Origin of the sequence: Dictyobacter aurantiacus (assembly GCF_003967515.1) — a bacterium.
GTDB lineage: Bacteria > Chloroflexota > Ktedonobacteria > Ktedonobacterales > Ktedonobacteraceae > Dictyobacter > Dictyobacter aurantiacus.
Genome location: NZ_BIFQ01000001.1, coordinates 720,392 through 733,363 on the forward strand (window position 1 = coordinate 720,392; position 12,972 = coordinate 733,363).

The following is a 12,972-nucleotide window of genomic DNA, read 5'->3' on the forward strand; positions in this document are numbered from 1 at the left end:
TGTGTTTATCTTTGTTATAACTTACAAACAATGAAATACTATACGTTCCTTTAACAAACGTGTCAAGAAAAGTTTATTCTTGCATAAAAAGTAACATATCTTTATACTAGCAAGTACTATTCTTATCACGTTTGAACAGACGAAAACGCCTATTACTATAGGATACGCTATGATCTCTACCTATATATTCCTGACAGTTACAGTAAAAGGGGAAACACAATGGCAGATTTAGAGCATACTCCTTCACAGGGAGAGGCGTACTACACTGATCCAGAGAGTGCTTCTGAAATGGCCAGGCTTACGAAGCAGGCTCGCCTGCTCACCAGGGCTATGGGAGGGCCCCTGGATGAGGCAATTGACCAGGTTGACATCATCGATGTGCTGGATGTAGCCTGCGGACCCGGCGAGTGGGCTCTGGAAATGGCTGCGCTTTATCCCAATAAACAGATCACCGGCGTCGATATCAGCCAGCTCATGATCGAATATGCCCGCTTTCAGGCGTCGCAGCGCTCCTTGTTTAATACCCACTTCCACACTATGGATATTCTGCAGTCACTCGATTTTCAGGCTGATAGCTTTGACTTTATTAATGTTCGCCTGATCGCTTCTTTCATGTTCCGCTCCAGCGACAACTGGCCCAGGTTCTTACAGGAATGTGTCCGGGTAGCCCGCCCGGGTGGCATCATTCGCCTGACAGATTGCGAGTGGTTTATCAGCAACAGTCCAAAGACTGAAACGTTATTTGGCTTATGTACACGAGCCATCCATCTCAGCGGCAATACCTTCTCACAGGATGGCCGTCAATTAGCGATCACGCCTATGCTCAAGCGCTTCCTGCGCAATGCCGGGTGCCGCAACGTCCAGCACAAAGCGTTTGCGGTTGACTGCTCCGCTGGCTCGGATTCGCATCAGAGCTTCTATGAGGATATGCAGGTCTTTCTCAAGCTTCTGCAGCCCCTGGTCATCCACACAGGGATCGCCAGTAAAGATGAAGTAGAGTCGCTCTATACCCAGGCACTGGAAGAGATAAAGATGGACAATTTTAACTGCCTGTGGTACTACCTCACCACCTGGGGAGAAAACGCAAAGTAAATATGCGGTACAGCCCCACCTATAGTATTTATGCCTTGAATCGGTTACCATCAATACATGATAACTGGCAGGCAATATTAACGTTTCAATAGTCGGGTGTAAAGCCGGAGGAGATTCTCATGGATCAGCAGGATAATGTATCGACCCGGACCGTCACATCTCCAGAGATAGCGATAGAGACCATAGTCAGCACTCAGGGGCCGAGCTTGCGCCGCAAGAAAGACGCGGATTATGTCTTTCTCGAACTGACCCGCAGTATCTGTCCCGACTGCCGCAAAGTGATTGATGCACATGTACTTGTGCGCGCAAATAAAGTATATATGCGCAAGCGCTGTCCCGAACATGGAGTATTTGAAGGGCTGGTCTATGGCGATGCACAGGCCTACCTTTCCGCCACCCGCTTCAATAAACCGGGCACCATCCCCCTGGCTTACACTACTGAGGTACAACATGGCTGTCCGCACGACTGCGGGCTCTGTCCAGATCATCAGCAGCATGCCTGTCTGGGCATCATTGAGGTCAATAGCGCCTGTAACATGGATTGTCCGCTCTGTTTTGCCAATGCGGGAGCGGGTTTTAATCTGACCCTGGAGGAAGTTGAAGGCATCCTGGATCACCTGGTAGAGACAGAGGGCAATCCCGAGGTCGTGCAGTTCTCAGGCGGCGAGCCGACCATCCACCCGCAGATTATCGAGATGATCAAGGCCGCCAAAAAGCGCAACATTCGCCACGTCATGTTGAACACCAATGGGAAACGCATCGCCGACGATAATGAGTTCTTGCAACAACTGGCCGATCTACGCCCTTCCATCTACTTCCAGTTTGACGGCTTTGAGGCTGAGACCTACCGCATCCTGCGCGGCGAGCCCGCTATCCTGCCGCAAAAACTGCGCGCGCTGGATCGGCTAGCAGAGATCGGCGCTCATGTCGTCCTGGTGCCCGCGGTGGATCGCTTTGTGAATCTGCACGAAGTTGGCGCCATTGTCAACTTTGGCCTGCAGCATCCAGCGGTACGCGGCATTAACTTCCAGCCCGCCTTCCAATCTGGTCGCCATGGTGAAAACGATCCCATGCAGCGCCTGACCATCCCCGGTATCCTACAGGCATTGGAAGAACAGACCAATCAGACCCTGCTGGTCTCGGACTTCGTACCGGTCCCCTGCTGCTTTCCTACCTGCAACTCAGTAACGTATGTACTCAAAGATGGTGATACTGTCCTGCCACTGACACGCGTTCTCAATGTCGAGGATTATCTGGATTACATTACCAACCGGGCTGTGGCTGATCTCTCAGAGGATATCAAGGCCGCCCTGGAAGGTCTGTGGTCATCTTCCGCTGTCCCGGGATCGGATAAGGCTGCGCAGCAGTTCGCCCTTTCCTGCGCCGCCTGCGGGCTGCCCGATAATGGATTAGACCTGCAGGCGTTCGCGAACAACATCTTTATGATCATGCTCCAGGATTTTATGGATCCCTGGACATTTAACCAGAAGAACCTGATGAAGTGCTGCAAAGAGATCCTGTTACCAGACGGCAAACAGATTCCGTTCTGCGCCTATAACAACGTGGGCTATCGTGAGCAGGCCCGCGTTCAGCTACAGGCACGTGAACGCCAGCGCAACCAGGCCAGGCGCGCCGATATTCCTTATACGCCCGAACCACTGACCTTCACCTTTGAGCAGAAATGAGGTTGGCCAATGAATACAGAGCATACATTTGACGCGACAGAGGTAAAGGCGTGCTGCGCGCTAGCCTATCAGAGCGATGCCGCCAGATTGCTGCTAGGTGATTCATTCCATCCAGGCGGCATCCAGCTGACCGAATACCTGGGTTCCCTGCTACGCCTTGAACAAGGACACCGTGTGCTGGATGTAGCATCGGGACAGGGAGCCAGCGCGATCGCGCTGGCCCGGCGCTTCGGCTGCCAGGTTCTAGGGATCGAGTACGGTGCGGAAGCGGTCCGGCAGGCAAGCCGGGCGGCAGTTGCCGAGAATCTGGCCCATCTCGTCACATTCCAGCAGGGGGATGCCGAACACCTGCCCGTACCAGACAACTCTTTTGATGCGCTCATCTGTGAGTGCGCCTTCTGTACATTCCCGAATAAAACGCTGGCGGCCTTAGAATTCCAGCGCGTCCTCAAGCCAACGGGCCAGCTGGGTCTGAACGATCTCACGTGTACAGGCGCGGTGCCCGAGGATTTACAGGATCTGCTCGCCTGGATTGCCTGCATCGCGGATGCACAGCCAGTAGAGTCCTATATCCGCTACCTGGAAAAGGGAGGACTGAACATCACCCGCATTGAAAACCATGACTCGGCACTGCATGACATGGTTGAACAGATTCAAGGCAAGCTACTAGGGACAGAGCTACTGCTACGCCTGCGCAAAGTCGAGCTACCAGCTTCGTTTGACATAGAACAGGCAAAGAGGCTGGCCCGTGCGGCCAAAGCAGCTATCCAATCCAACACGTTTGGCTACGTGACGCTCCTGGCACGTAAAGAGTATTAAAAATTGCTGCCCGGCCCAGGAAAACGCTTATGAGGAGGCTGGCGGCCGTATATTTTCTATCAACTGGGCGATGGGCGAGGCCATTAATAGACATATGGCAATGTAGAGCAACGGAGTAGCCAGAAAATGGATGTGGATAGCCAGTGAAGCCGGCAGCAGCAGATAGAGAAAGTAGAGGCACTGCGCCAGTCCGGCAGCTCTGCCCCACCAGGTTGAGCCAAAACGTACCGGATGGGCCAGCGCCAGGTAGCTCACAAGCGCCGCCAGCAGGGGCAACAGGAAGCGGAGCAGCATGATCGCGCCGATCCAAAGCGGCAACATGCCGTCTCGCAGAAAGATGATCGTGAGCGTCAGATAGAGGCAGAAATCGGCCTCTCCATCGGCGATCTGCCCCAGCCTGCTCTGCGTACGCAGATGGCGGGCCAGATAACCATCCAGCATATCGGTCGCGATGCCAGATAAAAAGATGACCAGCGTCAGAGCGGGAAAAATGGTCAATCCGCCCACGAGCCGGCCCAGCAGATAGCATGTTCCCAGGCCGCGCAACCAGGTAAGCGTATTGGCGATTCCCACATGGGGCAATAGCTGACCATCAGATACAGAGCGGTTCAGACCCAGGTGCCAGAACAGGTCACATTGCTGCCAGGCGAGACAGATAGCAAAGACCGGCAGTAAGTACATGGTATCGGCAATGCCCAGCAACAAGGTGTTGGCTAGCAAGATAAGCAGGGATAGCGCGCCAATGAGACAGGTGACCCGCAGCCAGGAGCATCTCAAGGATGGATGCTCACGGGCCGTCTGGCAGGCCATCAGCCAGGAATGTAGAAAGAAACGCCCCCAGGCACGCGGACTGAAGCGACCATTGCGCAGCGTCGTTAACAGTTCAACCACAAAGGTCTGTTCGGTGCCTTTTTGCATAGGACACGGCTCTCCTGGTACTGTTTTATATAAGAATCATGCATTTCAAAAGGTAGCACTCACACTATTGTCTCACACGAGCACTGCGGGGCGCTATCATAACATGACCGCGTTTACATGTTCGCAAAGCGTGTAAAAATATCCAGGCTCAGACGTGTTGTAGTATTAGAAAACAAAAGGGAAGATAGCATTGGAAACACAAACATCCACTGGCGCAAACGCTCCTGGCAATAAGGGAGGCGCTCCTCAGGGTATTGGCATGGCCGTCGCCTTTGACTGGGGACTGGCCGTACAGATCCTGTTTACCCCTGTGTACCTGCTCCTGTTCCACTCCTCAAACACGCGCGCAATCTCCGGACTTGATTCCGGCATCAGCGGCATACTGTTTTTTATTATCGCGCTGATCGTTGCCTGTCTGCCAGCGCTCTTCGGCGAGATGATCCGCAGTGGACGCAATTGGGCCCGGCGCATACAGATCGTGGCCAATATAGTCCTATCGCTAGGCGGCCTGATCTCGCTTGTCAATCTGTATCAGAGCGCCAGAATTGGCAACTACTGGCCCTTTGTAACGGAAATCATCCTGCTAATCTTCTCGCCCCTGATTATATGGCGCCTGAGCCGTCCGGTCACCGCTCAATGGTTTAAAACGGTAACGCCGCGCGAGGCACGCCAGCGGCATGGGGGTAGCTGGATATTTTTCATTATTCTGTGGGCTTTAGCTGGTGGCATCTTACAAACCTTCGCCGCCATGAGATAGGCTAATCAGAAACATACATAGAGGAAACACGTATGGTCAGATCATCTTCTGTAGCGCGGATCCATCCCGATCAGCGCCAGGCCTATATTCTGCTCCTGCTAGGAATCATCGCGCTATTAATAGCCTGGCTACTGCATCCCGATCCCTTCAGATATCCGCTCGGGGTACTATCTCTGGGTATAGGCATGCTGATCGCAGCGCTGTTCAATCCCGGCCGCCTGGTAATCGCCAGTAGCCTGACGACGGCCATCGGGATCGCGGTCTTCTTTACCTTTAGCGGCCAGTTGCCCGGCAACCTGGTCTTTCCAGTCTACATCCTCGCGCTCGGCATCGGGCTTCTCATCATCGCCTTCGCTGCCAGGCGTGGCTATGTGGGACGCGGCGCCCTATCCCCGGCCATTATTGTCATGGGAGTAGGCATCATCGAAGTACTGCTGGCCAGGCACCTGACTCCAGCGAACTTTATCCCTTTCATGCTCTCATTCTGGCTTCCCGGACTGGGTCTGCTGATACTCGGCATCATCTATCTTCTGACCAGCCTGCGATCCAGAACAGTTAAACACGAAAGCCAGCCTACCAGATGAGCACATATTACCAGGGGAAACGAGCCACGACCTACAATCGCACCTGGAAAGCTTTTTCAGAGAAAACGCTAACCGCCACCCTCGACTACGTGGACACATTAAGACTATACGAAACACCACGCGGCCAGGAAAAGCCAGTACGCATCCTGGACGCCGCCTGCGGCACAGGACTCCTCTTGAAGAAGCTTGCCAGCCTATTCCCACAGGCCGAGCTCTATGGCATTGACCAGAGTCCTGATATGCTGACCCAGGCACAGAAACTGCTGGCGGATGAGCCGCGCTTTCACCTGACGCAGGGATCTCTATCCAGCAGCCGGATACGTGCATTGCCATATCAACCGGCTTCTTTTGATCTGATCACCTGCACCAACACCTTTCATTATCTGGATGATCCACAGGCTGTGCTACGGGGACTGACTACCCTGCTGACGCCCGGTGGACAACTGGTCGTAGAGGATTACGCACGCCGTTCTTTTCCTTTCCCCTGGCGACCCTTCGAATGGCTGATCAAACGTGTAGATCCACAGCATAACAGAGCTTACACCAGGCTCGAAGCGCAGCAGATCTGCGAGGCCGCCGGATTCCATATCCTGGCCGCCAGCGATTTCTCGGCTGGCCTCCTCTGGCAATGCTGGGTCATACGTGCAGCGTTGAAATAGACACAGATAAACGCTTGTACAGAGTATTGAGGATATAAAGATTCAAATAACCAGTAATCATACTCAATCCAACACCATGTCAATAGCACATTCAGCAAGAGGACATCTCGTGTCCTAAAGCATGACATTGGCGTGCAATACATGAATTTTCTGTCAGGCAATAAACGCCGTACCGGCCGGAGCAGGAATGGACCGATGACCACCAAAAACAGAGAGAGCCAGCCAGGCATTTCTCTGCCTGAAACTGGCTTTCTGAGCAATAGGGTGGGCCCAGCTGGATTCGAACCAGCGACCAATCAGTTATGAGCCGACTGCTCTAACCGCTGAGCTATAGGCCCTTGCGCACAGTATTGTAGCATATCTTCTGGCGTTTGTGAAGGGCTTTCAAGCAGATTTTTTCGCCTGTCTCACGTTTTCTCTTTGCTACTCTATGATGTGGATTATCTTTCTTTAACGAAAAGAGGCCTTTTTTGTGAATTTTAATTAATACTACAATAGTACAATGTTTACGTAGATTCCTATGTTTAATCCTACGCTGTTAAAATTTTATCTTTCATGTTAAAATTTTATAGCGTTTTTTGTTTTTTATCGTCACATTTATTCATTGAGAGTGCCGCATGAGTTTTGTGCAAAGAGTTAAGGAGCCAACCCTCCACCATTATTTTGCTGGACGCATAGCACGCATCAGTATGAGTGCGACCATGATTGTCTTTGTAACATTCTGCCTGAGTGGCCGGGCAGTTTCAGATTTGCAGCTGATCCCTGAAGACATTCACAACTGGTTACCCATGACCCCTCCCAGCTGGCCTCTGGTGGTGCAGCAACATAAATCTCCCCTGCAGGTGTTAACACGTGGGGTAACTACATACAACGAGACTTTGAAAACGGTCGGAGGTCCCGAACATGCGAGTGTGTTAAACGTCGACCTGAGTAGTAAAAATGTGCGCCTGGGCGTGGTACAGGCCCATGAGCAGTTGTTAAGTTCCGATGAGACCGTCAGTTCGATGGCCAATCGCTCCCATGCCATAGCGGGCATCAATGGCGATTTCTTTGAGATCCACGGCACCGGCGACCCCATCAATATGGTGATGCGTAATGGTCAGTTGCTCCAGAGCCCGGGAAACTATGCCGTTCTGGGCGTCACCAGCAATGGACAGATCACCATGGCCCACGAGGCGTTCTCTGGCACGGTTACCGCGGGCGGGGCGAGCCACGTGTTGAACTCGGTCAATCGCTACACGGGTGCTCGAGATAACGGCCTCACGCTGATTACGCCCGCGCTCGGTAATATGCTGGTCGCCAATAATACAGTAGCGCTCCTCCAATCAGGGGCGCCTGGGACCAATACTTATATCGTCCGGGCGGTGCAAACAAAGCTAGCTACGTTGAAGAAACTACCCGGGGGTACACAGGCTCTGGTGGGTGGCGGCACGGCTGGTGCGTGGTTGAGGTCAACGCTCCATAAGGGCGATACCTTATCGATCGCACAACAGGTTGTGCCGGATAACAACCTGGTCCAGGCCATAGGTGGCGGCCCGATCCTGATCAAAAACGGGCAATTCTACAATGATCCGGTCGCTCCCAATCCAGGCGATACGAATGTGCATAATCCATTGACGGCCGTGGGATTGGCTCAGGATGGCAGGCATGCTATCTTCGTAGTGTTCGATGGTCATGAGGCGGGCGTTACGCGGGGCCGTGGTCTGACGCGGCCACAGATGGCGGGCTATCTTCTGGCCCATGGCGCTTACCAGGCGATGATGTTCGATGGTGGCGGCTCCTCAGAAATGGTGGGGCGCCTCCCCGGCCAGAAAAAGGTCTCTATTCTCAACACCCCGTCCGATGGCAGTGAGCGGCCGGTGGCCAACGGACTGTTCGTCTACAGCACCGAAGAGCGACCTGGCCGGGCAACTTCGGTGGTCATCAATAATAACAAACCGATTACACTGCTGACAAACACGTCGATAGCTGTCAAAGCCTATGCCCGCGACGCAATGAATAATACGGTGGACCGTGCGGTCCAACTAACGGTCCATCCCAGCACGCTGGCCAGCATAAAGCAGGGAAGGTTGCTCGCTGGCAACCGGGCAGGCAATGGCCTGCTCGTTGGACGGGTGGATAAGGCATTGAGCGGCCTGCCGATAACGGTAGTGGATCATGTAGATAGCCTGCATATCACTCCCCCCAACCCGGATCTGGATAATGGGCAAAAGCAACAATTTCAGGTGTCGGCGACTGTTCATGGAACGGACATCGCGGTCCCAAGCGATGCGGTTCACTGGAGCGTCACGCCCGACGGTCTGGGTACCATCACACAGAATGGCCTCTTTACCGCTTCGGGAACGGCGGTAACGCTGGGACAGGTTACGGCCACCCTTGGCGGCACGAACGCCTCGATCAGCGTGGCGGTGGGCAAAGAACCGGAGATGATTACTCCCTTGATCGATCTCAACAACTGGGGAGTCACCGATCGCTATCTCAATATCAACCCATGTCCTTATGGCCTGGTACCGGTGCAACATATCACTCCGGACGGGTCGATCTCCCTGAGCACCAGTGAGAAACAGGCTCCTGGTGATGTGGGGTCACTGGATCTACATTATGACTTTGCCAGCGCCCAGAAGGTCTACAACATCAGCGCCTATCCCGCCGCGCCCGAAAATATACTGATCGGCTCGAAGAATGGTCAGTATCCTTCCGCCCTCGGGTTATGGGTCAAAGGGAACACGGCCCTGGGTGCGCTGAACACGACGAACGTGACCTTAAAGGTGGGATTCTACCAGAGCGATAATACCGCCACCAATATCTATCCGACGGTTGCCATCGGCAATTACTGGCAATATGTCACCATCCCTTTGCAGTCAACCTACTCATTTCCATTGCGCCTGAACTACCTGGCCCTGGTAGCCGACAATCCAGAAAGCGAGCTCAAAGGGGATATCTACTTTAGCAAGCTGACGGCATTATACTCACCTCGCCCGCTGGCGGCCACACCTTACCAGCCATTTCCCCAAAATCCCGATTGGCTACAGTTCAAGCAGAGTCCCACTCAGTTCAGTCAGGATGGGACAACCATTGCCGTCTTTGACGATGCGCACACCGCAGCGGCCGCCCCAGATGCGGCCGGAACGATGGTCCTCAAAGCCATCGGTGATCAGTTACAGCGCTGGCCAGGCCTGATTCGGCCAGCGCTCGTCCAATCGTTGGGCGATATGGTAGAAAATGGGCAACTGCCCAATCTACAGCATGTAAAGTCGATCATGGATGGCTTTGGCATACCATATCATATCGCGGTGGGCAACCATGAGATTACGCAGGGGGCCACACCTGAGGATCAGAACTTTACCGCGGTCTTCGGACCAACCCATTACGCGTATACGGTGGGGAACTCACGCTTCATTGTGCTGGACAGTTCGCATATCGGTCTGTTATGCTCCGATGCCTATCAGGTGCCCAGTGAGCCCCAATACGAGTGGTTGAAACAACAATTGGATACCAACACCTCGCAGACCGTCTTTATCACCACCCACGTACCCGCTTACGATCCCCATCCCGCCAAAAATAGTCAGTTCAGAAATAGTTTTGAAGCGGCCATGTATGAGGAACTGGCCCATCGTTATGAGCAGACACATATAGGAAAACACGTGATCCTGTTGTTTGGGCATGCGCGTGGTTTCTCAGAACAGCGACTGGATACCAACGGAATTGACGTCAAGAATGGGATCCCCAATTTCGTCGTCGCCGATGTTGGGGCGCCAGCCTATGCACCGGCCGATCAGGGTGGCTTTTCGCACTATGCCCTGTTCCATATTCGTCCCAACGGGGCGGTGCAGTTCGCGGTGTTACCCGTACTGAACAAGATCGAGGTCAAGGCCAACCGCAGTCGGCTCAAAGTAGGGCAGACCGTACAGGTTAAAGCTACCGGTACCACCGTGACCGGCAACGATCTACCAGCCATCAAGGTGCCGATCCAGAATCCGGCCTCACACCTCTGGTCAAGCTCTGATACACATGTAGCATCCATCGACACGGTCACTGGACTGGTTCAAGCTCGTCATCCCGGGACCGCCACCATTACCAGCACATCGGGACAAACAAAAGGCAGTATGACATTGACTGTCACCAGGTAAGCAAAGAACACAGGCAAAATGTTTCAAAACATTTCATCTGTGTTCTTCCGCTTTTAGCGCTCAGCAAAAAGATGCCTGATCCATTTATTAGCGCGACATTGCTGCTATTTTTCCTACTTGAATCTGCAAATATGCCATCAAATATAGCCATGTTTAAGCTCTAATTGGATGCAACTTGTTATATATAACGTAATTTCACCATTTTGTGCGTCCACTCATCCATTTGGTATGCTATAATAGAAATAGTCAGGTGCTATGTTTACCTATATACAGTCGAGTAGAATGGATAGTTAGATTGAGGATATATCCGCTCAGTCAGCTAGGAACGGATATGGTATTATGCACTTGCTGATACTGACCGTCTGGTGTTGTCTGGCACGTGGAAGAAGAATCTGTATTCACAGAACACCTATATCCCTTATTTATAAACAGGGATATATAGATGCTATTGTGACAAAAATCCCCAACTTAAAGCACAGCCCGACTTTGTACATACCGCGCTATGCTCTGACGAGTGGCGCGGTCAACATTTTTCCAGGGGGCATTCAATGGAGAATGAAGTAACTATTCGTATTGGCGGTGAGTCCGGTGAGGGCACCATCTCAGGTGGTGATATTCTTGCCCTGGCCTCCGCTCGCTGGGGGTATCATGTCTATACCTTCAGGACATTCCCAGCCGAAATTCTCGGCGGGCCTTGTATGTTTCAGGTTCGCATTAGCGATCACCCGGTAAAATCGATGGGTGATTACGCAGATGTCCTGATCTGCTTGAATAAAGAAGCTTATGATCGTAACGTCGGTGAACTACGCCATGGTGGCGTGCTTATGTATGATCCCTCCGACTTTACGCCCGAAGCAGGTGACTATATCACGTATGCCGTCCCCTTTAATGAGATTGCGCGTAAAGAGGTTCAGCTCTTCCAGACCAAAAATATGGTAATGCTGGGAGCTATCTGCGGGTTATTTGGTCCCCCTCTTGAGGCCATCATTCAAGTAGTGCAGTCGAAACTCTCTCGCTCACGTAAGGCCAACGCAACGCTGATGGAAAAGAATTTGCTGGCCCTTGATGTCGCGAAGAAGTATGTTAGCGAAAAGATCACCAAAAGCGATCCTTACCTGCTTGGTCCTGTGGAGAAGGCCGATCGTGTAGTGCTGAATGGAAATCAGGCTATTGTTGCTGGCGCCCTGGCAGCGCAATGCCGCTACTTCGCAGGTTATCCTATCACGCCGGCCAGCGATATCATGGAGGGGATGGCGAAGGAGTTGCCACAGGTAGGTGGCACCTTCCTGCAGGCTGAGGATGAAATCGCGGCCCTGGCCTCCGTGCTGGGAGCCTCATTTGGTGGTGTGCGCGCGATGACGGCTACTTCGGGTCCGGGCTTCTCTCTAATGACCGAGTTAATCGGCCTGAGCTCGATGGCCGAGTTGCCGGCGGTTATCGTTGATGCCCAGCGTGCCGGTCCCAGCACCGGTATGCCGACAAAAATGGAGCAATCGGACCTTAGCTTCGCGCTTAACGCCGGGCATGGCGATACGCCGCGCATCGTCATGGCTCCTTCGAACGTGGCCAATTGCTACGAGTTGATCATTCAAGCCTTCGAGATGGCCGAGCGCTATCAGATGCCAGTCCTGTTCTTGAGCGATCAGTCTCTAACAGCGCGTGTTGAAAGCGTCGATAGTCACGTCTTCAAAAAGCCTGAGATTCACGGGCGCATCCAGTACAATGGCAAGCACGCCTCCAATGGCAGCAACGGCCATCAGGCGGAACCTATGCTGGTAGGCGCGGGCGCGGGCGCCCATGAGTATGAGCGCTATGCCAATACGCCAACCGGTATCTCGCCCATCAGCACTCCTGGAGCGGGTGCCCCCGCTTATGTAGCAACCGGACTGGAACACGATGAGGCCGGGCATCCTAACTATGAGCCGGAAGATCACACTGAAATGATGCAGAAGCGCTTCCGCAAGCTGGCGACGGCCGCGGCGGAGATGCCAAAGCCACAGCGCTATGGGGACGCGGACGCCACCATTGGTGTGATTGGCTGGGGCTCAACCGAAGGCACTATTCAGGAAGCCGTGGATCGCGCGCGGGCCAAAGGCCTGAAGGTCGCTTCACTCCATCCCACCATTCTCTCCCCGCTTCCCGACGAGGCGATTCAGGAGTTTATCTCCTCGGTACAAAAGGTTATCGTGCCGGAGAACAACTACTCTGGCCAGTTCGCGAATCTATTGGGCGCCAAATATGGGCTGCAGGCTGTTCGCCTGAATAAATATGGGGGAATTCCATTCACCGCCGCCGAAATCCTGCGGGCAATTGAGGAGGTTCACTAAT

9 protein-coding genes and 1 tRNA gene are annotated in these 12,972 nt (G+C 53.2%); 8 read left to right on the top strand and 2 right to left on the bottom strand.

The window, feature by feature from the left end; genetic code table 11:
• Nucleotides 1-219: 219 nt before the first annotated feature.
• The 3 genes from KTT_RS02860 (at nucleotide 220) to KTT_RS02870 (ending at nucleotide 3,596) form a co-directional block, all read left to right on the top strand.
• The gene (locus KTT_RS02860) at nucleotides 220-1,092 is read left to right on the top strand and encodes a class I SAM-dependent methyltransferase (protein ID WP_126594553.1); all 873 of its coding nucleotides are present in this window, start codon (nucleotides 220-222) and stop codon (nucleotides 1,090-1,092) included.
• A gap of 119 nt (nucleotides 1,093-1,211) precedes the next feature.
• Nucleotides 1,212-2,777 (top strand): radical SAM protein, encoded by a 1,566-nt coding sequence (locus KTT_RS02865; RefSeq protein ID WP_126594554.1) that lies wholly within the window; start codon nucleotides 1,212-1,214, stop codon nucleotides 2,775-2,777.
• 9 nt (nucleotides 2,778-2,786) lie between these two features.
• The gene (locus KTT_RS02870; RefSeq protein WP_126594555.1) at nucleotides 2,787-3,596 is read left to right on the top strand and encodes a class I SAM-dependent methyltransferase; all 810 of its coding nucleotides are present in this window, start codon (nucleotides 2,787-2,789) and stop codon (nucleotides 3,594-3,596) included.
• A 27-nt stretch (nucleotides 3,597-3,623) separates the two neighbouring features.
• Here the strand turns inward: KTT_RS02870 and KTT_RS02875 are convergent, their stop codons facing one another.
• Nucleotides 3,624-4,514 carry a CDP-alcohol phosphatidyltransferase family protein gene (locus KTT_RS02875; RefSeq protein ID WP_126594556.1) on the bottom strand — a complete coding sequence of 297 codons (891 nt, stop codon included), beginning with the start codon at nucleotides 4,512-4,514 and terminating at the stop codon, nucleotides 3,624-3,626.
• 190 nt (nucleotides 4,515-4,704) lie between these two features.
• Here KTT_RS02875 and KTT_RS02880 point away from each other — a divergent pair, with 190 nt between their 5' ends.
• The 3 genes from KTT_RS02880 to KTT_RS02890 are packed head-to-tail and all read left to right on the top strand — an operon-like array spanning nucleotide 4,705 to nucleotide 6,514.
• Nucleotides 4,705-5,271, top strand: a complete 567-nt coding sequence (locus KTT_RS02880; protein WP_126594557.1) for a hypothetical protein — start codon at nucleotides 4,705-4,707, stop codon at nucleotides 5,269-5,271.
• A gap of 32 nt (nucleotides 5,272-5,303) precedes the next feature.
• On the top strand, nucleotides 5,304-5,855 hold the full coding sequence (locus KTT_RS02885; protein WP_126594558.1) for a hypothetical protein: 552 nt from the start codon (nucleotides 5,304-5,306) through the stop codon (nucleotides 5,853-5,855).
• Nucleotides 5,852-6,514, top strand: coding sequence for a class I SAM-dependent methyltransferase (locus KTT_RS02890; protein WP_126594559.1), 663 nt, complete (start codon nucleotides 5,852-5,854; stop codon nucleotides 6,512-6,514). Before KTT_RS02885 ends, KTT_RS02890 begins: the two co-directional genes overlap by 4 nt.
• A gap of 265 nt (nucleotides 6,515-6,779) precedes the next feature.
• Here the strand turns inward: KTT_RS02890 and KTT_RS02895 are convergent.
• Nucleotides 6,780-6,852 (bottom strand) — tRNA-Ile (locus KTT_RS02895).
• A 279-nt stretch (nucleotides 6,853-7,131) separates the two neighbouring features.
• On the opposite strand from KTT_RS02895, the gene KTT_RS02900 reads away from it, so the two are divergent.
• Both KTT_RS02900 and KTT_RS02905 read left to right on the top strand, forming a co-directional pair.
• Nucleotides 7,132-10,644, top strand: a complete 3,513-nt coding sequence (locus KTT_RS02900) for a phosphodiester glycosidase family protein (protein ID WP_126594560.1) — start codon at nucleotides 7,132-7,134, stop codon at nucleotides 10,642-10,644.
• A gap of 548 nt (nucleotides 10,645-11,192) precedes the next feature.
• Nucleotides 11,193-12,971: a 2-oxoacid:acceptor oxidoreductase subunit alpha gene (locus KTT_RS02905; protein WP_126594561.1), complete on the top strand. Its 1,779-nt coding sequence runs from the start codon at nucleotides 11,193-11,195 to the stop codon at nucleotides 12,969-12,971.
• Nucleotide 12,972 lies beyond the last annotated feature (1 nt).